The sequence below is a fragment of the Amycolatopsis sp. WAC 01375 genome, assembly GCF_003947325.1.
Taxonomy (GTDB): domain Bacteria; phylum Actinomycetota; class Actinomycetes; order Mycobacteriales; family Pseudonocardiaceae; genus Amycolatopsis.
Genome location: NZ_QHHW01000018.1, coordinates 196,864 through 217,346 on the forward strand (window position 1 = coordinate 196,864; position 20,483 = coordinate 217,346).

Annotated in this window: 20 protein-coding genes and 1 pseudogene; 7 read left to right on the forward strand and 14 right to left on the reverse strand. The window is 69.0% G+C overall.

The genetic code is table 11. From position 1 onward, the window contains the following. Window positions 1–17: 17 nt before the first annotated feature. Together DL991_RS09290 and DL991_RS09295 are read right to left on the reverse strand one after the other, a co-directional pair. The gene (locus DL991_RS09290) at window positions 18–1,043 is read right to left on the reverse strand and encodes a DUF1648 domain-containing protein (protein WP_125782979.1); all 1,026 of its coding nucleotides are present in this window, start codon (window positions 1,041–1,043) and stop codon (window positions 18–20) included. Next, window positions 1,040–1,435, reverse strand: a complete 396-nt coding sequence (locus DL991_RS09295) for a GntR family transcriptional regulator (RefSeq protein WP_125782981.1) — start codon at window positions 1,433–1,435, stop codon at window positions 1,040–1,042. Before DL991_RS09295 ends, DL991_RS09290 begins: the two co-directional genes overlap by 4 nt. A 70-nt stretch (window positions 1,436–1,505) precedes the next feature. Here DL991_RS09295 and DL991_RS09300 point away from each other — a divergent pair, with 70 nt between their 5' ends. Next, window positions 1,506–1,868 carry a hypothetical protein gene (locus tag DL991_RS09300; RefSeq protein WP_125782983.1) on the forward strand — a complete coding sequence of 121 codons (363 nt, stop codon included), beginning with the start codon at window positions 1,506–1,508 and terminating at the stop codon, window positions 1,866–1,868. Here DL991_RS09300 and DL991_RS09305 read toward each other — a convergent pair. Continuing rightward, window positions 1,865–2,359 (reverse strand): hypothetical protein, encoded by a 495-nt coding sequence (locus DL991_RS09305; protein ID WP_125782985.1) that lies wholly within the window; start codon window positions 2,357–2,359, stop codon window positions 1,865–1,867. The genes DL991_RS09300 and DL991_RS09305 overlap by 4 nt on opposite strands. 221 nt (window positions 2,360–2,580) lie before the next feature. On the opposite strand from DL991_RS09305, the gene DL991_RS09310 reads away from it, so the two are divergent. Next, complete coding sequence (locus DL991_RS09310; protein WP_125782987.1) at window positions 2,581–3,717, forward strand: serine hydrolase; 1,137 nt, start codon at window positions 2,581–2,583, stop codon at window positions 3,715–3,717. A gap of 225 nt (window positions 3,718–3,942) precedes the next feature. Here the strand turns inward: DL991_RS09310 and DL991_RS09315 are convergent, their stop codons facing one another. Together DL991_RS09315 and DL991_RS09320 are read right to left on the reverse strand one after the other, a co-directional pair. Further along, window positions 3,943–4,686: an isocitrate lyase/phosphoenolpyruvate mutase family protein gene (locus DL991_RS09315; RefSeq protein WP_125782989.1), complete on the reverse strand. Its 744-nt coding sequence runs from the start codon at window positions 4,684–4,686 to the stop codon at window positions 3,943–3,945. Window positions 4,687–4,729: 43 nt separating this feature from the next. After that, window positions 4,730–5,749 carry a sigma-70 family RNA polymerase sigma factor gene (locus DL991_RS09320; RefSeq protein WP_125782991.1) on the reverse strand — a complete coding sequence of 340 codons (1,020 nt, stop codon included), beginning with the start codon at window positions 5,747–5,749 and terminating at the stop codon, window positions 4,730–4,732. A 382-nt stretch (window positions 5,750–6,131) separates the two neighbouring features. On the opposite strand from DL991_RS09320, the gene fusA reads away from it, so the two are divergent. After that, a complete protein-coding gene (fusA, locus tag DL991_RS09325) occupies window positions 6,132–8,171 on the forward strand; it encodes an elongation factor G (RefSeq protein WP_125782993.1) in 2,040 nt (679 codons plus the stop codon). Between the two features lie 96 nt (window positions 8,172–8,267). Here fusA and DL991_RS09330 read toward each other — a convergent pair whose 3' ends face one another. The 6 genes and pseudogenes from DL991_RS09330 to pdhA form a co-directional block, all read right to left on the reverse strand. Further along, window positions 8,268–9,041, reverse strand: a complete 774-nt coding sequence (locus DL991_RS09330) for a PE-PPE domain-containing protein (protein ID WP_125782995.1) — start codon at window positions 9,039–9,041, stop codon at window positions 8,268–8,270. 72 nt (window positions 9,042–9,113) lie between these two features. Beyond that, on the reverse strand, window positions 9,114–9,392 hold the full coding sequence (locus DL991_RS09335; RefSeq protein ID WP_370305939.1) for a VOC family protein: 279 nt from the start codon (window positions 9,390–9,392) through the stop codon (window positions 9,114–9,116). Further along, window positions 9,301–10,686 (reverse strand): annotated as a pseudogene (locus tag DL991_RS09340) (MFS transporter); the annotation flags it as partial. The gene DL991_RS09335 and the pseudogene DL991_RS09340, both read right to left, overlap by 92 nt. 80 nt (window positions 10,687–10,766) lie before the next feature. Then, on the reverse strand, window positions 10,767–11,951 hold the full coding sequence (locus tag DL991_RS09345; protein ID WP_125782999.1) for a dihydrolipoamide acetyltransferase family protein: 1,185 nt from the start codon (window positions 11,949–11,951) through the stop codon (window positions 10,767–10,769). Then, a complete protein-coding gene (locus DL991_RS09350; RefSeq protein WP_125783001.1) occupies window positions 11,944–12,942 on the reverse strand; it encodes an alpha-ketoacid dehydrogenase subunit beta in 999 nt (332 codons plus the stop codon). Before DL991_RS09350 ends, DL991_RS09345 begins: the two co-directional genes overlap by 8 nt. Beyond that, the gene (gene pdhA / locus DL991_RS09355; RefSeq protein ID WP_125783003.1) at window positions 12,942–14,030 is read right to left on the reverse strand and encodes a pyruvate dehydrogenase (acetyl-transferring) E1 component subunit alpha; all 1,089 of its coding nucleotides are present in this window, start codon (window positions 14,028–14,030) and stop codon (window positions 12,942–12,944) included. Before pdhA ends, DL991_RS09350 begins: the two co-directional genes overlap by 1 nt. Before the next feature lie 135 nt (window positions 14,031–14,165). On the opposite strand from pdhA, the gene DL991_RS09360 reads away from it, so the two are divergent. Continuing rightward, the gene (locus DL991_RS09360) at window positions 14,166–14,648 is read left to right on the forward strand and encodes an Lrp/AsnC family transcriptional regulator (protein ID WP_125783005.1); all 483 of its coding nucleotides are present in this window, start codon (window positions 14,166–14,168) and stop codon (window positions 14,646–14,648) included. Between the two features lie 769 nt (window positions 14,649–15,417). Further along, window positions 15,418–15,879: a hypothetical protein gene (locus DL991_RS09365; protein WP_125783007.1), complete on the forward strand. Its 462-nt coding sequence runs from the start codon at window positions 15,418–15,420 to the stop codon at window positions 15,877–15,879. Here the strand turns inward: DL991_RS09365 and DL991_RS09370 are convergent. Beyond that, window positions 15,836–17,011, reverse strand: coding sequence for an ROK family transcriptional regulator (locus DL991_RS09370; protein ID WP_125783009.1), 1,176 nt, complete (start codon window positions 17,009–17,011; stop codon window positions 15,836–15,838). The two genes, DL991_RS09365 and DL991_RS09370, sit on opposite strands and share 44 nt — an antisense overlap. A gap of 95 nt (window positions 17,012–17,106) precedes the next feature. Between DL991_RS09370 and xylA the strand changes: the two genes are divergently transcribed. Continuing rightward, window positions 17,107–18,276, forward strand: coding sequence for a xylose isomerase (xylA, locus tag DL991_RS09375; protein ID WP_125783011.1), 1,170 nt, complete (start codon window positions 17,107–17,109; stop codon window positions 18,274–18,276). A gap of 16 nt (window positions 18,277–18,292) precedes the next feature. On the opposite strand, the gene DL991_RS09380 is transcribed toward xylA, so the two are convergent. Beyond that, window positions 18,293–19,048: a thioesterase II family protein gene (locus tag DL991_RS09380; RefSeq protein WP_125783013.1), complete on the reverse strand. Its 756-nt coding sequence runs from the start codon at window positions 19,046–19,048 to the stop codon at window positions 18,293–18,295. A 162-nt stretch (window positions 19,049–19,210) separates the two neighbouring features. Between DL991_RS09380 and DL991_RS09385 the strand changes: the two genes are divergently transcribed. Further along, window positions 19,211–19,588, forward strand: a complete 378-nt coding sequence (locus DL991_RS09385; protein WP_125783015.1) for a hypothetical protein — start codon at window positions 19,211–19,213, stop codon at window positions 19,586–19,588. Here the strand turns inward: DL991_RS09385 and DL991_RS09390 are convergent. Further along, window positions 19,564–20,448, reverse strand: coding sequence for an alpha/beta fold hydrolase (locus tag DL991_RS09390; RefSeq protein ID WP_125783017.1), 885 nt, complete (start codon window positions 20,446–20,448; stop codon window positions 19,564–19,566). The two genes, DL991_RS09385 and DL991_RS09390, sit on opposite strands and share 25 nt — an antisense overlap. Window positions 20,449–20,483: the final 35 nt, after the last annotated feature.

The following is a 20,483-nucleotide window of genomic DNA, read 5'->3' on the forward strand; positions in this document are numbered from 1 at the left end:
AGGGTAACGCCCTGTGATCAGGCGCCCTTCTCGGGCAGCGTGACGATGCCGAGCCCGGCGAGCACTCCGAGCAAGGCGACCGCGGCGAGGACGATCCAGGCGATCGGATGCCCGAGGTTGAGCGTCCAGTAGGTGCCGACCCGCCGGTGCACCAAAAGCGCGGGGTCGTTCCGGTTCAGGTACACCATTCCGGCGGCGTGCCAGTAGCGGTCGTCGTCGCGTTGTTCGTACCGGGTCTCCGGATCGTCGCCGGTGGGTGACAACCGGTGCCCGGCGTCGCCCGCCCGGACGGAGAAGACGACCCAGGCGATGAAGGCGGCGGCGAGCGGCAGGTAGCCCACGATCGTCGTCGGCACCGTCGTCTCGACGATCTCCCAGAGTTGGAGCGAAACGACGAGCATCGTCGCATTGACGCAGCCCGCGGAGAGCAGCAGCAGGCTGAGCACCCCGTGCAGGTACTCCCGGTAGCGCGACGCCGATGCCGACGGCTGTACGGCGTCGATTTCGGGCCGGGCTCGTGAGATCGCGATGGTCAGGGGCGGGATCAGCACCACGACCAGGATCTGCGTGAGGACCGTCGAGAAGTTCGTCGCGCCCTCGAACAGGCCGATGACCGCCGTGACGACGAGCAGCAGCAGCGCCGGTGCCAGCAAAATCCACTGTGGACGGACCGGGTCCGAGCGCAGCGAGGTGTCGGCGGTGACTGCCTGCCGTGTCCCGGCGTACCAGCCCTCCTCGCGTTTCGCGGCGACGATCGAACGACTGGCCAGGCCGCCGAGCAGCGAATAGGCCACGACGAGACCGACAAGGACGACCTCGGGTGCGAGCCCGTCGATGAGGACGACGGCGCAGGCGACAACCGCACCCGCCGCGATTCCCCGGTTGTAGCGGCGCCGCGCGAGGAGGATGACGGCCTCTCCGGTGCGCCGGGTCGGGACCCGGACGCCGAAGGGGAGGGTCGGCCGCGCCAGCGCGGGTGCCGAGGCGAAGGCGGCCGCGGTGAACGCGACGAGGGCCAGGTTCAGCCAGAGCGGTCCGGTCATCGCCGGGCGCTCACGGCGAAGGAGTCCAGCACGGACCCGCACCGGCTGGTCACCTCGCGCGGGCCCAGGCCAAGAGCGACGGCTTCGGCGAGCAAGGTGCGCAGGCGTTCCTGCCATTCGTCCGCGTAGCCGTCGTCCGCCGGCCCGGAGGACGCGTCCCGCCGGACGACCGCGCCGGTCTTGCGGTTGATGCGGATGAAGCCCTGCGTCCGCAGCAGGTCATAGGCCTTATTGACGGTGTGGAAGTTGATCCCGAGATCGGCGCCGAGGTGCCGGGTGGAGGGCAGGGCGCTGCCTTCGGCCAGTACGCCGTCGGCGACGGCTTCGACGATCCGGTCGCGGATCTGCTGGTAGATCGGAACCTCGCTGTCGAGGTCGAGAGTCAGCAACACCTCGCAAGGATATCTGCTATACACTTGCTATAACAACTACATCAGATGGCTATGGAGAAAGGCGGTCACGATGGCGACGATGGACATCACCGAGGGTGGAGTACGGGTGAGGTTCTCGGGTTGGGAGCGGCTGGCCGTATGGCGCGACGAAGTGGTCGTTCCGCGGGCGGCGATCAAGGTCGTCGAGCACGTCGACGCACCCCTGCGGCGGACGCGCGGGGGACGGGTCGGGGCGCTGATCAGCGGCGTGCTGAAAGTGGGTTACTGGGGGTTGGGCACAGGGATTCGTCAGCTGGTGTCGGTCCGCAGGGGTGTGCCGGGGCTGCGGATCGAGATCGATCGCGGGGTTGCCGGCCTCTCGTTCGACGAGGTGCTCGTCAGCGTGCCGAACGCGGCGGAACTCGCCGACGCGCTCGCGCCGAGCAACGCCTAGAGGTAATCGAAGAACCGGTCCCACCACGACGGCGGCCGGTCCGGGGGATAGAGGGCGTCGAATCCGCTGATCCCGGTGTACTTGGTCCACAGCGGGTGTTCGGAGACGGGCAGGTAGCCGAGCGCTTCCAGCTCGTCTTCGACCCGTCTTCGGACCGGTGCCGGGAAGAACTCCCGTTCCTCGTCTTCGTCGTAGCTGCCCGGATTTCCCAGTGTCACCGCGACGAGGCCGCCGAAATTGCTGACCGTGACGGTCACCCGGTCCCGTGCGGAGGTCGCGCTCGCCGGGATCGCGATCCTGCCGAGGTGGCTGGCGTCCTGGACGTGGCGGTCGACTTCGCAGGCGCAGCCGAAACGGTGGCCGAGCCGTTCGGCCAGTCGCTCGAATCGAGCCCGTTCGGCCGGTCCGTCGAAGTCGTGCGGCACCTCCCAGTGGCCGGGTTCGTCCAGCTCTCGCAGCATTGCCCAGGTCTGCTGTTCGTCGAGGGGCATCGTCGCCTCCCGGCCTCGGGTGGTCTAGTCCACTTACCGAACTGACCTTAGCCAGCTACATCACGCGCCGACAATGGTGGGACGAATTCTGGTCAGAAAATATTCGCGGGAGACGATGGGTAGCGCCAGCGCTACCCGTGATTCGGCAGCCTGCACTCCTGATCTTCGCGTCCGATCGGGCCAGAGTCAGAGGCATCGATCCGTTCGAGCAAGGAGTGCGAATGACAGTACGCAAGGGTGTCGTCGTCCTGACGGTGGCAGGGCTGATGGGCGCCGTGTGGACCACGGCGGCGGACGCGGCCCCGGCCAAGGGGTCTGAGCTGCAGAAGGGCCTCGACTCGTTGGTGCGCCAGGAGAAGTTCCCGGCCGCGCTCGCCTACGTGGCCGAAGGAAGGCGCACGGCGTCGCTGGTCGCGGGGTCCTCGCGGATCGATCGCCAGGTTCCGGTTCCCCGGGACGGCATGGTCCGGGCCGGCAGTAACACCAAGACGTTCACAGCGGTCGTGGTCCTGCAGCTGGTGGCCGAGGGCAAGGTGGAACTGGACGCGCCGATCGAGAAGTACCTGCCTGGGATCGTGCGCGGCGAAGGCATCGACGCCACCAAGATCACCGTCCGGCACCTGCTGCAGCACACCAGCGGGCTGCCGAACTACACCGAGTACCTCGGGCTGGAGAACTTCGAGCAGCTGCAGCACCGATACTTCCCGAACCACGAACTGCTCGCCGCGGCCTTGAGTCACCCGGCGAAGTTCGCGCCCGGCACCAAGTGGGAGTACAGCAACACCGGCTATCTGCTGGCGGGCATGCTGATCGAGAAGGTGACCGGACGCCCGATCCAGGAGCAGATCACCGACCGCGTGATCAACAAGGCGGGCTTGAAGCACACCTACTGGCCGCAGGTCGGTGATCAGACCATCCAGGGACGGCATCCGCAGGGTTACGCCATCGGCAACGCCGCCACCGGCAAGGTGATCGACGCGACCGAGCTGGACCCGTCCTGGGGCGGCGCCGCCGGACAGCTGATCTCGACGCCTCGCGACCTCGGCGAGTTCTTCCGGGTACTGCTCGAAGGCAGGCTGCTGCCCGCCGCGCAGCTGGCCGAAATGCGGAAGACGGTCGACGCGCCCCTGTTCCCGGGAACGAAATACGGCCTCGGCCTGATGAGCAATCCGCTCAGCTGCGGTGGCGTGTACTGGGGACACGGCGGGGACATCCACGGATTCGAAACGCGTGGTGGAGCCACGGAAGACGGCCGCACCGTCGGGCTCGCGGTGACCGCGCTGCCGGGCACCTTCGGCGACGGGGGGAAGGGCAGCAAGGCGGTCATGGCCACTGTGGACACCGCGTTCTGCAAGTGACGGGTGCAGTGGGTCGTGAGTGGCGATTCGGGTTATTGAGGGGTAAGGCGAAGGTGGCAGGTTGCGAAAGCCACTTTGGCAACGTTCAACGTTGTGAAAGTGGCTTTCGCAACACCTGGGTACCCCACGACCGCGAGCGAGTCCCCGCCACCCGCGACACCTTTGCCTTACCCCTCGATAGAACCCGAATCGCCACTCACGACCACCCCGGCCGTGCGCTCAGGGCTACAGCTTCTCGATGGCCGTCCGGAAACCCGCCAGCGCCGCGCGGTAGAAGCGCGGGCCGTACGACACTCGTGCCACGCCGAGTTCCCGGAGCGCGGCCAGATCCAGTTCCTCGCCGACGTTGCCGTTCACCGGACACGCGAGTTCGGTGACCAGCGCGGCGATGTCGTCACGGCGTCGCACCCCGATCGGGTACACGCAGTCGGCGCCGGCGTCCCGGTAAAGCCTGCCCCGCCGGATGGCCTCGGCAAGCCTTTCCGGCTCCGGGATCCCTCGGTCACCGAGGAACGCGTCGACCCGGGCGTTGACGACGATCGGGACGCCCGCCTCGGTCGCGGCCGAGCGGATGTCCGCGAGCCGCTGGGCGTGCTCGGCGGCGTCGGTCAGCTTGCCGGTCCGGTGATCGGTGTCCTCCAGGTTGCAGCCGACGGCGCCGGTCTCCAGCAGCCGGTCCACGAACTCCCGCGGCGGCAGGCCGTAACCCGCTTCCGCGTCCACGGTGACCGGCAACGACACCGCGTGGGCGACCCGGCCCGCCGCCGCGAACATCTCTTGCCACGGCGCGCCTTCGCCGTCGGGGTAGCCGAGCATCGCCGAGACGGCGGCACTGGCGGTGGCGATCGCGGGGAAATCCGCTTCCGCCACGACTTCGGCGCTCGCCGCGTCCCAAACGTTCGGCAGGACGAGCATTTCCCCGCTGTGCAGGGCGCGGAGTGTTTCGGCGAGTGCGTTCAGGTCGGTCATCGGTTTCTCCTCGATCGGTACGGGGTCATGGAAGAGCGCGGGATCAGCCGCGCAGCGAGCGGGGAAGCCCGAAGGCGGCGAGCAGTGAGTTGTCGAGGAACCGCGTCACCGCGGTGATCCGGTCGCCGGCCAGTTCCAGCACGAGCACGCCGTGCGCGTGCCCGATCGGCGTCCTCGGGTCACGGAGGTAGCAGCCGAAGGCGGGTTGACCGTTCGCGCGGGTCGGGATCAGCGAGTACCGGCGGCCGTCGGAGAGGGCGACGGTCGCCAGGAAGTGCCCGACGGCGTCCGGACCCTGGTACTCCAGGGGAAGCGGGGGCATGGTCAGCCACGCGTCGTCGGTCAGCAGCGACACGATGGCCTCGACGTCGCCGGTCTCGAAGGCGTGGGCGAACTCGTCGACGATCTGGCGTTCCCGTGGCGAATCCGGCAGGGGAGCGGTCTCGCGTCCGCCGCCCGGCATCTCCTTGGCCAGCGCCGAACGCGCCCGGTTCAACGCGCTGGTCACGGCGTTCTCCGTGGTGCCGAGGATCCCCGCCGCCTCGGCGGCGCGGAACCCGAGGACGTCCCGCAGCACCAGCACGGCCCGCTGCCTCGGCGGAAGTTCCTGGAGCGCCGCCAGGAACGCGAGCGAGATCGACTCCCTGGCTTCGTAGCGTGCCTCCGGGCCGGGCATCTGATCGGCGATCCCGTCGAGCAGGACGTCGGGGTAGGGCTCCAGCCAGCTGGGTTCCGGGCGGCGGCGCGACGGCTCGGGCAACGGGACCTCCGGTCGGTAGGCCGCGTGGTCGTGCGGGCGGCGGCCGCCCGCACGCAGCGCGTTGAGGCAGCGGTTGGTCGCGATCCGGTACAGCCAGGTCCGCACGGACGCGCGTTCCTCGTACGCGTCGATCCCGCGCCACGCGGCCAGCAACGTCTCCTGCAGCAGATCCTCGGCGTCCTGCACGGAGCCCAGGATGCGGTAGCAGTGCACCTGCAGCTCACGGCGATACGGCGCGACGAGGTCTCGGAACGCCTCACCGTCGCCGGTCTTCGCCAAGCTCAGCAGCTCGTCCGCCCCCATGCCCGGTTCCTTTCTCCTGTGGTGTCCCTCGATAAGGATGGACACCGCCGTCGCCGGAAACTGGTCGGTCTCCGCCGAATCCGCGGAAATCGGTTTCCGGCCCGCGTCCGCGGTGGTTACACTCGCCGCGAATCATCCCGGCGAGGAAGGACAGGACCGTGCGTCATCACCACGCCGTCGTCGTCCCCTCGGCCCGCTACGAGGTGATCCTCGTGTCTCCGCGCACCCGGTGCCTGCCGCGCGGCTAGCACCGGCCCGTTGACGAACGCCTGACCTTTTCGCGCCCTCTTCCCGTCGCCCCGCGACGGCGAGGGCGCCTGCCCGCGTTCGCCCGAATCGCGCAGTCCGAGCTCCGGAGATCACTTTTCGAAAGGCCCGCGCCATGCGCACCGTCCCCCTGTCCGCCGTCCGCAATCTGGGCATCCTCGCCCATGTCGACGCGGGCAAGACCACGCTGACCGAACGGATCCTGTACGTCACCGGCACCACCTACAAACGCGGTGAGGTCCATGACGGCACGACCGTGACCGACTTCGATTCCCAGGAGCGAGACCGTGGCATCACCATTTTCGCCGCCGCCGTCAGCTGCTCGTGGGACGGCCATCTCGTCAACCTGATCGACACCCCCGGCCACGTCGACTTCTCCGACGAGGTCGAACGGTCGCTCCGGGTCCTCGACGGTGCCATCGCGGTGTTCGACGGGGTCGCCGGAGTCGAACCGCAGAGCGAATCGGTGTGGCGCCAGGCCGATCGGCACGGCGTACCGCGGATCGCGTTCGTCAACAAGCTCGACCGTGCGGGTGCCGACCTGGACGCGGCCGTGGAATCCATCCGGGAGCGGCTGCATCCGCGTCCGCTGGTGGTCCAGCTGCCGATCGGGGCGGAAGACGGTTTCGCGGGCGTCGTCGACCTGCTGCGGATGCGGTCGCTCGTCTGGGCCGACGGCGGCGAGAGGGCCGAGGAAGGTCCGGTTCCGGAGTCCCTTGTGGACGAAGCGAACCGGCGTCGCCGTGTGCTCGAAGAGACCGTGGCGGAACTCCATCCGGCCGCGCTGGACGAGTTCTGCGAGTCGTCCGCGGTTTCGACGGAGACGCTGGTCTCGGCGCTGCGCGAGCTGACCCGCACCGGGGACGGCGTCGTGGTGCTGTGCGGCTCGGCGTACCGCAACCGTGGTGTCGAGCCGCTGCTCGAAGCCGTCGTGGCGTATCTGCCCTCGCCGTCGGATGTCCCGCCGGTCAGGGGTGAGTACGAAGGGACGGCTCACGAACGGCCCGCCGATCCGTCGGCACCGTTCGCGGCGCTGGTGTTCAAGGTGACGTCGACCGCCACCGGGCGGTTGACCTACCTGCGGGTGTATTCGGGCACGATCCGGACTTCGGAGGCGGTGATGGACGTGGGCAGCGGCCGGATCGAGCGTGTCGGCCGCATCCTGCGGGTCCAGGCGGACCGGCACACCAGGGTGGACAGTGCCGTCGCGGGCGACATCGTCGCGGTGGTCGGGCTGAAGACGGCGCGTGCCGGCGCGACGCTGTGCACGCCGTCGGCGCCGCTCCTGCTCGAGCCGCCCGTCGTGGCCGATCCGGTCGTGTCGGTCGCCGTCGAGGCACGCACGGGAACGGACACGGAACGGCTGATGTCGGCGCTGGGGCGGCTGGTCGAGGAGGACCCGTCGCTGGTCATCCGGACCGATCGCGAGACCGGTCAGACCCTGCTCTCGGGAATGGGCGAGCTGCATCTGGAGGTGGCGGTGGAGAAGATCCGGCGCGACCACGGGCTCGACGTCGGCGTCGGGCGGCCTCGCGTCGCCTACCGCGAGACTGTCGCGCGCGGCGTGTCCGGCTTCGTCTATCGGCACGTCAAACAGGACGGTGGCGCCGGGCAGTTCGCTCACGTCATCATCGACACGGAACCGTTGGAGGAAGGGGAATTCGAGTTCGAGTCCACTGTGGTCGGTGGCCGGGTGCCGCGGGAATACGTCCGCGCCGTCGAAGCGGGTTGCCGTGACGCGCTGGCGGAAGGCCCGCTCGGCGGGCATCCGGTGACGGGTGTCCGGGTCACGCTGACCGACGGGGCCACCCACTCGAAGGACTCGTCGGAGATGGCGTTCCGGACGGCTGGGCGGTTCGCGCTCCGGGAGGCGTTGCGCGCCGGTGCGATGACGCTGCTGGAGCCGGTCGCCGAAGTGACCGTCACCGTGCCCGAAAGCGCCGTCGGCGTGGTGCTCGGCGACCTCGCCGCCCGGCGCGGCCGGGTGCTGGGGTCGGCGGTGCGCGCGGGTACGACCGTGGTCACCGCGACCGTGCCGCTTGCCGAACTGTTCGGTTACGCGACACGGCTGCGCAGCCGGACCCAGGGCCGGGGCACCTTCACCGCCCGGCCGACCGGCCACGCCCCGGCACCGGAGGGGCAGCCGGTCCGGTAGAACGACGATGGCCCGCCCACGACACTGTGGGCGGGCCATCGCCCGAACCGCTGTCACCCGGCGATCGGGCGCCGGGCGGCAGCCGTCTTCAGCTGGTCACGCCGCCGGCCACGGCGGACGGCAGTTCTGCCGCGGCAACGCGTGCGAACCGTTGGTGTACACGCCGTCCGCGATCGTGTCCTCCATGATCGAGCGGTGATCGGCCGGCCGGGCCCACTGGTAACACAGATGCTGGGCGAAGTACCCGCCCGGCGCTTCGATGGTGTCGAAGTGGCAGACGCCGTCGGTCTCGATGCAGTAGCGGATGAACGGGATACCGCCGAAGTCGGTGCGGCCGGGCCCGAACGACACGTAGCCGCCGAACGGCGACGGCGCCCCGGTGCCCGGCGGGAGCACCGCGCTGATCCCGCGTCCCGGCGGACCGACGGGCTGCATCGGGTCGGCGAAGATCTTCGCCCTGAACCGCGACTTGTCCACGGCCAGCTTCCCGTCGGCGATGTCGTTCAGCACCAGGTTCGCGACCAGTGCGCCCTGCGAGTAGCCGACGACGGTGAATTCCGCGCCGGGGTTCTCGTCGAAGGAGCTCTGGACGACACGGCGGGCTTCTTCGTGCCCGCGCGCGACGCTCTGGTCCATCGGCGTCTGGTCGCAGTTCGGTGCTCCGGCGGCCCCTGCCGGGTAGTGGACCACCTTCCGGATCCCGCCTCGCAACCAGGCGTCGTTGTAGACGGTCGCGGCTCCGTCGCAGGTGCCGCCGATGAGGATGTAGTACCGCGCCTGGTCGGCTTGGGCAGCCGGCGCGGTGACGCCGATCAGCCCGGCTGCCAGCGCGGCCGCCGCCAGGACCCCCCTGAGTTTCTTCACATTCATCGTCCCTTCCGTTCGATTACGGTGCGTGTTCGAACGCTAGGGATGCGTCATGAAATTCTGATGAAACAGCCTTCAGCGATGCGACAGCACGTTGACCACGTGACCGCCGGGGTCACGGACGAAGAACCGCCGGACACCCCACGGTTCGTCGGTCAGTTCGTGCACGATCTCGGCACCGGACGCCTTCGCCTCCTCGTACGCCGCGTCGACGTCGTCCACCTGGATCGAGACGGCCGGGACGACGGGCGCCGTCTCGTCGTGGGTCATGAGACTCAGCTGCACCTCCGGACGATCCGGATCGGCCAGGGTCACGATCCAGCCGTGATCCATCACCACTTCGAAGCCGAGCACCCGCTCGTAGAAGGCTTTCGCCTGCTCAAGTGACTTGGTCTCGAGGTCGGCTACCACTCTCGTGATCGACATGCGCCGATACTGGCACAGCCCTCCGACGGTTTCGGGGGAGCAGGAGCGGCGTCGCGAGCATGAGCACCCCGGCGATGCCGACCGCGGCACGCGGACCGGTGACCGCGGCGAGCAGCCCCCACAGCGCGGTCAAGGCCGCGGTGGTGAGTTTGCCGGCGATCGACCAGGCCGAAAGCGTGCGCGCCGCGCGGTCGAGGGGCACCATTTCGAGCCTGCTGGTGGCGAGCACCGGGTTGAACACGCCGATGCAGGTGATCAGGCAGAGTTCGACGACGATGACCAGGATCAGCCCGGGAACACCGGGCTGGATGAAGACGAGCCCGACGGGCCAGCAGATCCGCAGCCAGCCGGTGACGAAGAGAACCCTGTCCCGGCCATACCTCGCGACCATGGTCCGGGAGAGTCTCGAACCGACCAGCCCGCCGAGGCAGGGCACGGCGAAGGCCACCGCGTACTCCCAAGGAGCGAAACCGAGCTGCCCGAGCATCAGGACGGCCATCAGCGGGGCGGTCGCCATGATCAAGCCGTTGACCACGATCGTGTTGACGAACAGGGGTCGCAGCAGCGGATGGGTGAGGATGAATCGCCATCCTTCCCGCAGGTCGCGGCCGGTCAGCCGCGGACCTTCCGGCCTCGCGGGTGGCGGTTCCGAACCGTCGGCCGCACGGATGCCGAGTGCCGAGAGCAGATAGCTGACCGCGTCGGCGGCGATCGTGATCACCGGTCCGAACAGGCCGACGGCGAAACCGCCGAGCGGCGGGCCGAGCACGGTCGCCGTCCAGGTCGTCGATTCGAACCGGGCGTTCGCGACCAGCAGATCTTCCGGCGGCAGCAGGGTTTTCAGGAAAGCCCCACTGGCAGCCAGGAAGGTGATGTCCGCCGCGGCGACGACGACCGACACGGCGAGAAGCTGCGCGAAGCCGAGCAGCCCGAACGCGTACGCCACCGGCACGGTCAGCAGCGCCGCGCACCGGACGAGGTCCATCGCGATCATCACCGGCCGTTTCCGGCGGAACTCCACCCAGGGGCCGAGCGGCAGCGCGACCACGGCGCCGACGACGAGCCCGGCCGCCGCAAGGAACGAGACCTCGGTGGTGCCCGCGCCCAGCGCCACGATGGCGATCAGGCTGAACGCGTCGAACGCGAACCTGGTGCCGAAAGCGCTCGCCGCGTACGCCGCCCAAAGCCAGCCGAACCGTCGCCCCAGCGATCTCCCACCCACCGCGAGATCAAAGCAAGCCGGGACGCGCAAGTCGAACAACGGGTCGTTGCCGGGTCACAACCGGCGGTTGTGCGACCCGCTCAGAGCTCCCCGAGCGCGGTGACCGGCGATTCGACGCAGTCGGCGACGAACCGGAGGAAGCCGCCGGCGGTCCCGCCGTCGCACACCCGGTGGTCGAACGCCAGGGTCAGTTCGCAGACCTGCCTCGCCACCAGCGCGCCGTCGACGACCCAGGCACGGTCGATGATCCGGCCGATGCCGAGGATCGCCGCCTCCGGATGGTTGATGATCGCGGCGGAGCCGTCGACGCCGAACACGCCGTAGTTGTTGACTGTGAATGTGCCGCCCGCCGGGCCGGGTTTGCCATCCCGGGCCTGTGTGGTCCGTTCACGAATCGCCGCCGAAAGTTCCCTTGTGGACAGTGAACCCGCGTCGCGGACGACCGGGACGACGAGCCCGCGGTCGGTCTGCGCGGCGAAACCGAGGTTGATGTCCCGCAACTGGACGATCTCGTCGCCTTCGACGCGCGAGTTCAGCTCGGGATACTTCCGCAGGCCCGCGACGGCGAACCGGGCGACGAGACCGAGGAGGCTCACCGGGCGGTCCGGTGCCGAAGCGTTGAGCGACTTCCGCGCGGCGACGAGTTCGGTCGCGTCGACGTCGACCCAGACCGTCGCTTCGGGGATCTGGCGTCGAGAGGTCGTCAGCTTGTCGGCGACTGCCTTGCGGACCCCGGTCAGCGGGATCCGCGTCTCGCCGTCTCTCGATTCGGGGACGGTGAGCGCCGCTTCGACGTCGGCGCGCCGGATGATGCCGCCAGGGCCGCTGCCGGTCAGTTTCGTCAGGTCGATCTTGTTGTCCGCTGCCATCTTGCGGACGAACGGCGAGATCACGCCCGGGGCTTTCGACGGCTTCTCGGGAGTCGCGACGACGGTGCGCGTCCGGCGGCGCCTCGTCGTGGTGGTCGTGCCGTAGCCGATGAGGACGTTGCCACTGCCTTCACTCGCCGTCGTCACGCCGGGTTCGGTGAAGCCGGGACCGATGGTGAGCAGGGGAGCGCCGACCGGCAGCGATTGGCCGGGTTCGCCGTGGAGGCGGGTGACGACACCGGCGAACGGCACCGGCACCTCGACCGCGGCCTTCGCGGTCTCCACTTCGACGACGGGCTGGTCGACAGCGACGGTGTCGCCTTCCGCGACGAGCCAGTTCACGATCGACGCCTCGGTCAGCCCCTCACCGAGGTCCGGGAGCAGGAAGTCAGGCACCGGCCACCACCGGTTCGTCGTGCCACTGCAACCGGGCGACGGTGTCCAGGATCCGGTCGACGTCCGGAAGCTGATGGCGCTCCAGCTTCGGTGGCGGATAAGGGATGTCGAGTCCGGTCACCCGCAGGACGGGAGCGTGCAGCTGATGGAAGCACTGTTCGGTGACCCTGGCGACCACCTCGGCGCCGTAGCCGCCGAAGCCTGCCGCCTCGTGGACGACGACCGCGCGCCCGGTGCGGCGCACCGAAGCGGTGACGGTCTCGTCGTCGAACGGGCTCAGCGACCGGAGGTCGACCACCTCGACGTCCCAGCCCTCGGCGGTGGCCGCCTCCGCCGTCTCCAGCGCGGTGGCGACCATCGGGCCGTACGCGATCAGCGTGACGTCTTTGCCCTCGCGTCGGACGACCGCGCGGTCCATCGCCGCGCCGTCGCGGGTGAAGGACACGGGCTCCTTCGACCAGTAGCGGCATTTGGGCTCGAGGAAGATCACCGGATCCGGCGAGTCGATCGAGTCGCGCAGGAGGTCGTAGGCGTCCTGCGGAGTGCCAGGCGTGACGACGCGCAGGCCCGGCGTGTGCGTGTAATAGGCCTCGCTCGAATCGCAGTGGTGCTCGACGCCGCCGATCCCGCCCGCGTAAGGGATCCGGATGACCATCGGCAGCGACAGCGCGCCGCGGGTCCGGTTCCGCAGTTTCGCGACATGCGAGGTGATCTGCTCGAACGCGGGGTACGCGAAGGCGTCGAACTGCATTTCGACCACCGGACGGAATCCGCCCATCGCCATCCCGACCGCGAAGCCGACGATGCCGGATTCGGCAAGCGGCGTGTCGAAACAGCGTTCCTCGCCGAAGTCGGCGGTGATGCCGTCGGTCACCCGGAACACCCCGCCGAGCGGGCCGACGTCCTCGCCGAAGATCAGCACGCGGTCGTCGTCCTTGATCGCGTCACGCAAGGCGGCGTTGAGGGCTTGTGCCATCGAGATCTCGGTCATCAGGCCTCCAATTCGGCCGCGACCAGCGCCCGCTGGGCTGCCAGCTGACGGGTCGGAGCGGCGTACACGTGCTCGAACAGGGACAGGGGATCCGGCTCGACGTCGGCGTTGAGGGTGTCGCGCACTCCTGCGGCGAACGTCTCCGCCTCTACCCGGAATCGCTCGATGTCGTTGGCGGACAACAGGTCCTCATTGGTCAGGTAGGTTTCAAGACGGCGGATCGGGTCGGCCTCGCGCCACTTCTCGACCTCGGCCTGGTCGCGATAGCGGGTCGCGTCGTCGGCGTTGGTGTGCGCGTCGATCCGGTAGGTGTGCGCCTCGACCAGCACCGGCCCGCGACCGGACCGCGCGTGCGCGACGGCGTCGTCCAGCACCGAAAGGACCGCGACGGCGTCGTTGCCGTCGACCTGCTCGGAACGCACGCCGTAGCCGACACCCTTGTAGGCCAGCGCGGGGGCGGCGCTCTGCTTCTCGAACGGCACCGAAATCGCGAACCCGTTGTTCTGCACGAAGAACACCACGGGCGCCTTGAACACGGCCGCGAAGTTGAGCGCCTCGTGGAAGTCGCCTTCGCTGGTGGCGCCGTCCCCGATGAGCGCGAACGCGACGCTGTCCTCCCCGCGGCGCTGCATCGCGTGGGCGAGCCCGGCCGCGTGGAGGGTCTGGGTGGCCAGCGGGGTGCACTGCGGAGCGACACGGGTCTTGGCGGGGTCGTAGCCACAGTGCGCGTCGCCGCGAAGGAGCGTCAGGATCTCGCCCGGTTCGAGCCCGCGGGCGACGAGCGCGACGGAGTCGCGGTAGGTGGGAAAGAGCCAATCCGCGTCGGTGAGGGTCAGCGCACTCGCGACCTGGCAGGCCTCCTGGCCGGCACTCGACGGGTAGACCGCGAGGCGGCCCTGTTTGGTCAGCGCGGTCGCCTGCGCGTCGAACCGGCGGCCGAGCACCATCAGCCGGTAGGCCTCGACGAGCCGCTCGGACGGCGGCTCGGAGTAGTGACCGTGCTCGTCGACGCGTGTGCCGTCCTCGGCGAGGAACCGCACCGGGACTCCGGACGGCAGCAACGCGGCGGCGGGGGTCTCCCTCGACATGGCGCAGCACCACCTTTCGCAGACATATGATGCTGAGATGGTGGATTCAGGAGTCCCAGTGTTCAAGGCCCAGGCGAAATGAGCGACAAACTGTCCTCAGAATCGGTTCAGCAGAGCCAATCGTCCGGTAGTGGCGTGGCTCACGGCCGGGATCCAGGACGAACGGTCCTTGCCCTCGACGACATCGACCGCGCCATCCTCGCCGAGCTGTCCGCCGACGGCAGGCTCGCCGTCCGGGCACTGGCGGAACGACTGCACATCTCGCGCACCAACGCCTACGCGAGACTGGACCGCCTGATGTCCGAAGGCGTCATCACCGGCTTCGGCGCCCGGATCGACCCGCGGCGCGCCGGACTCGGAACGAGCGCGTACATCCTGATCACCGTCGAGCAGACCTCATGGCGCACGATGTCGGCCGAACTGCGGCAGATCCCGTTCGTCGAACACGTTTCGCTCGTCGGCGGCGACTTCGACATCCTGCTGCTGGTGCGGACGCCGGACAACGCTTCGCTGCGGGACGTCGTCCTGGAACGGTTGCAGGCACTGGATGGTGTGCGGTCCACGCGGACCTGGCTGATCTTCGAGGAGCAGTCGGGCGTCGCCCCACGCGAGTGGTGATCGGGTCCGAGCGCGTCACGGTCTGGATATCGCCGACTGCTCGAAGGGGTCAGAGTTCGAGTGGCGGTTCGGCTTGCTCAAGTGGTGGGCCAAGGCCTTGAATGTCCACAAAGGACGCTGTCCGACCGCCGAGTGTCCATTTGATGCTGATATGTCCGGCTTTCGACGGGGGTCGTGAGTGATTAGTAGGGTTCTAACCCTCCTAATCACTCACGACCCCTCTGTAAAACGCCCGAATCGGGCACTGCCACCTCGGTACTGTCCCCTGTGGACAGTCGAGGAGGTGTCAGGTCACTGTGACAAGCTCGCCTCCGCCCTCGCCGCCCACTTGACCAGCGGATATGCCACCTTTGTCGGGACCACTGCCCTCAGGGTGGGCAAGGAGGCCTTCATAGACCGGTGTGCGCGGCTGACCGATATGGCCTCGTCTGCCGTAGCCCTCGCTGACCGGCCGCTGTAACGCCCTCCGCTCGCCCGCCGAATACAGGCGGGTTCGATGGCGGAGGGTGGTGGGAACGTGGCGCGCGTCCTGTCGCCACGGTGACGGCGAGCGTCACTTCTCCGCCCACGACGACGGACTCGTTGAGCAGGAAAGTGACCACGAGGGTCGCCACCACCTGCCACAAGAATGGGGATCAGTGTTACGAGCCGGGGACGAACACCAGTGCCGGACAGGCCATTCGGGTGATAACGGTTCGGCATTCGATGTATCTGGTGTGCTCCCCATTGACACCTTCGTGCGATCGCGGCGACTGGGTGGAGGAATGCGGTGACGGTGGAGGACGCGGGTCAGGATTACCTGACGCGGCAGATCGGGGCTCTGCTCGAGGCGATTCGTGAGGAGGGCCCGGTCGGCGAGGGCCGGCGCAGTTTCCGGCTCGCCGGGCATCTCGCCGCGGAGGGCGGGTTCCACCTCGGTGACATCCTCGCGGCGACGGCGCACTTGCTGGCGGTCCACGCTTGGAACAACGGTTACCTCGGCGCGGCGGAACTGCTGACGCGCCGCATGCGGGACTTCGGCGCCGAGTCCGTGGAGCTGGTGCGGTACCTCGTGAGGCTGGAGACCGGAAGCGAGCAGGGCTGGCTTCCGCGAGACGACCGCGAAGCCCTCATCGACTACGCGCGGCGCGCCCAGCGGCCCGACATCGAGCGGCGGGCGCGGGCGATCGAGCCGTTGCTGCCCGGGGTCAGCGGCCCCGAGCGTCCTGATCGGATGGCCAGTGAGTCGTGAGATAGTTCTCCGGATCCGCGAGAACGCTTCGGATCACCGAGCCGGCGGCACCGCGTACGGCGGCTCCCGTGCCGAGCGACGATCGGATGACACGCACCGGCGACCAGGCCGTGCTGGGCACGCGGCGCTCCAGTTCGGCGAGGAGCGGCTCACGCAGCCATGGTTCGAGCCGCGCGTAGGTCCCGCCTAGCACCACCGCCGGGACGTCCATCAGATTGACCACAGTGGACAGTCCGATGCCGAGATGGCCGGCGGCGGTGGTGACCGCGGAAAGGGCCGCACCGTCGCCGGCTTCCAGTGCGGAGACCAGCTCCTCGACCGTCTCCGCGCCCGCGAGCCGCAGGATCTCCTCCTGACCTGCCATCCGTTCCAGGCAGCCGTTCGCGCCGCAGGAACACGGCGGGCCGTCGGGTGCCACGGGCAGATGTCCGATCTCGCCGCCCGCGCCGCGGACGCCTTCGAACAGGGCACGGTCCAGCACGATCCCCGCACCGATCCCGATCTCGCCGGACACGTGGACGAAATCCGGCAACGCCGAGCCGTGCCAGAGTTCGGCGAGCGCCGCGAAGTTGGCTTCGTTGGCGACGGTGAACGTCTCCCCGAGCCGGTCCGCGAGGTCGACGTCGCGCCAGCCCAGGTTGGGGGCCAGCCGCACGAGACCGGATTCGACCAGGCCCGGAACGGCGATACCGACGCCGCCGACGGGCACCCCCAGCGCGTCCGCCTGCTTCCGTGCCTTGCGCAGGAACGCCGACACGCGCTGGAAAACGCGGGGCGTCCGGTTGTCCGCGTATCGGACCTCTTCCGCCCGGACGGTGCCGTTCAGATCGACGAGGCAGGACGCCAGGTAGTCGACGCCGATCTCGATGCCGAGTCCGTGCGGGCCGGTGGGGGAGAGCGACACGACGGTGCCGCGCCTGCCGGGGCCGGTCCGGCGTTCCGGCTCGCCTTCGGCCACGAGATCCGCCGCGATCAAGCGATCGACCACGATCGACACGGTGGCCTTCGTGAGCCCGGTGGCGGCGGCGAGGCCCGCCCGTGAGGTGCCGGGGCCGTCCGCGATCGCGCCGAGGACGAGGGCGGCGTTGTGCTGCCGCACGGTGTGCTGTCCCGCCGGACGCGTACCGATCATCGCGCGAGTGTATTCGTTCGATGCCTGAACGAAAGCCTTGACCCGCCGGATCGTCGTCGATAAGTTCAGGCATCAAACTAATGGGTGGAGGCGAAATGGCTCAGGCTCCGACGCGTGAGGACAAGTTCAGCTTCGGGTTGTGGACCGTGGGCTGGCAGGCGAACGACATGTTCGGCCCGGCGAGCCGGGCCCCGCTCGACCCGGTGGAAGCCGTGCACCGTCTCTCGGACCTCGGCGCCTGGGGAATCACCTTCCACGACGACGACCTCATCCCGTTCGGCTCGGCCGACGCGGAGCGCGCGCGGCAGCTGAAGCGCTTCCAAGGCGCGCTCGACGAGACCGGTCTCGTCGTCCCGATGGTGACCACGAACCTGTTCAGCCATCCGGTCTTCAAGGACGGCGGGCTGACCAGCAACGATCGCGACGTCCGCCGGTACGCCCTGCGCAAGGTGCTGCGGAACCTCGACCTCGCCGCCGAATTGGGTGCGTCGACGTTCGTGCTCTGGGGTGGTCGTGAAGGCAGCGAGACCGACGCGTCGAAGGACGTCCACGCGGCGATGGACCGCTACCGCGAGGGCATCGACTTCCTCGCCCAGTACGTCATCGACCAGGGTTACGGCCTCCGGCTCGCGCTCGAACCGAAGCCGAACGAACCTCGCGGCGACATCCTGCTGCCGACCATCGGGCACGCGCTCGCGTTCATCTCCACACTCGACAACCACGAGATCGTCGGCGTGAACCCCGAGGTCGGGCACGAGCAGATGGCCGGGCTCAACATCGTCCACGGCATCGGGCAGGCCCTGTGGCAGGGCAAGCTGTTCCACATCGACCTCAACGGCCAGCGCGGCCCGCGGTTCGACCAGGACCTCGTGTTCGGCCACGGCGACGTGTTGTCGTCGTTCTTCCTGGTCGACCTGCTGGAGCACGGCGGCTACGACGGGCCGCGCCACTTCGACTACAAGCCGCTGCGCACGGAGAACATGGACGGCGTCTGGGCCAGCGCCGAGGCCAACATGGCCAGCTACCTGCTGTTCGCCGAACGTGCCCGTGCGTTCCGTGCCGATCCCGAGGTGCAGGCCGCGCTCGACGCCGCGCTCGTCCCGGAGCTGGCGACGCCGACTCTCGACGACGGCGAGACGGCGGCGGATCTGCTGGCGGACCGATCGGCGTTCGAGGACTTCGACCCGGACAAGGCGGCGGAGCGCGGTTACGGTTTCATCCGCCTGTCGCAGCTGGCCCTCGAACACCTCACCGGGGCGCGCTAGAACCGGTCGACGTCGCCTAGGCGACTTCCGGCTCGACGCCGAGGAAGGCCGCCCGCAGTCTGCGGATCCGGGCCCAGAACTCGGCCTCCCGACCGGGCTGGAGAACACCTAGATACCCGCCCGGGACGACGCGGCCGACGAATGGACCGGAAGTCCACACCCGCCAGCCGCCCGTCGCGTCGTCACCCGAGGCGGACGCGGGATCGTCGGTCCCGCGTATCGCCGCGATCGGGCATGAGAGCCGTGTTCTGGCCGGCCCGCGGTAGGCATTCAGCAATTGGAGGTCGCCCAGCAGTAGATCCAGGGCGTACTCCCAGCTTTCGGGCGAATCGCGATAGCCCGCGACAGGGGTGAGCCCGGTGCGGCCGAACACCCGGCCGATGGCGGACGCGCCCGCCTTGGCGGTCTTTTCCGGTGAGAGCCGTTGCGGGGCACACGCGTCCACGACGATCAGCGCGCCCGGGGAGACGCCCAGCCGTTGAGCGGTTTCCAAGGCGACGAAGGCGCCCATTCCGAAACCGATGATCACAGAGCGGGAAAACCAGGCCCTCGGTGTCGCGCCGGCCACGAGGGTGGCGAGTTCTTCGAGGGACGACGCAGGCGTGTCCGCGAGTCGATCCCCGTGGCCGGGATACTCGACGCCCCAGACGTCCGCGCCCGCCGCCCCGGCGAGCGGACCGAAGGTCTGAAGTGTGCCGCCGGCGGGCGGGAACAGCAGGTGGCCGGGGCCGCGACTGTCTGATGTGGACAGTGGAATGAATGCGGCCTTCATGATCCGAAAGATACGCGCCGTTAACCCGAATGGGGTAACGGTTCGGCTTCGACCAAGATCAATTCACCCACCAGGGGGAGCTTTCTTCGAGAAGGGCGCCCGGCTGTGTCGTATCTGGCGCTCCCCGTTCGACGTCTTGTTAAGAGCCGGAAGGAGAAAGCGATGAACACCACGACACTGGCCTCGACCACGCGGCTGAACCCGGTGGGCCGCACCCTGCCGGTTCTGCTGGCGATGGAGGACGACGCGGAGGACGTCGGCCGCCTGGCCCCGGACGACCGCCTGACCTGCCACGTGCACGGCCGCTGGATCCACCAGTGCGTCGCTTCGCCGCTGCACGTCAACCCGATCACCCGGCACCGCTGGTGTCGTTCGTGCGCGACCGCGTTGACCGTTTCCGTCGACGAACTCTCCGGCGACGTCACGATGTCCTGTCCTCGCTGCGGCCACGGCGAAAGCGCCGCCTCGGCCAAGCTGATCGCCGCGTGCCGGGCCAGCCTGGCCGCCGCTCGCCGTCACTCCGGCGCACGGGCCGCCTGACCGGCCCAGTCGAGGACACGCTTGATGACCAGTTCGCGATCGTCCGGGCGGAAATAGAGGTAGTGTCCGGCGTCCGGCAGGATTTCGACGTCGGCATGGGGGAGCAGGCTTTCGAGTCTCGCGGCGGCGGCGGCCGAATCGTGTACGGCGCTGCGGCCGCCGAACAGGGCGAGGGTGGGAATTTCGATGGACCGCAGCGCCTCCTCACTGGGGAGGACTTGGAACGGCACCCGCGCGCGGTAGCACCGGATTCCCGCCAGTACCAGTTGGGCGGCGGGCTGGTCGAGGATGTCCTCCCCGGCGGACCACGTCACGAAACGCCGCCACAGACGGTCGCTGTCGAGTAATGCCGCCGGCAAGCCGTAGCGGAACACTTTCCGGGCGAACGGTGCCGAAACGGTGGTCGCGTCCAGCAATGTGATGGACGCGAGCCTGCCGGGTGCGTGGATCGCCTGGTTGGCCGCGTGCCAGCCGCCGGTCGAACCGCCGACGAGATGCACCGAGGGCAGCTCAAGGCTTTCGAAAACGTCGTCGATAGCGCTCGCGCGGTCACGGACGTCCTTGAACGGTGCCCTTTGCACGCTTCGGCCCGCCTCGCCGAGCGTGTCGATCGCGTAGACCGCGTGCCGGTCCGCCAAAGCGGGAAGCAGCGCCGCGAAACAGGCGGAAGTCGCCAACAACCCCGGCAGGAGGGCGATCGGCGGGCCCTCACCGCCGTAGCGGTAGACCCGCGTGCTGCCATGCCGGGTCTCGACGTCGAAGACTTGGGCCGGCTCCGGGCACTCGGCCATGGCGCGGTCGTAGGCGGCGAAATAACGCTTCTCGGCCGCCGGATTTCTGAAACCTCCGATTTTCGTCATGCTCCGGACGTTAGAACGGAGCCGCGTTCCCGGTC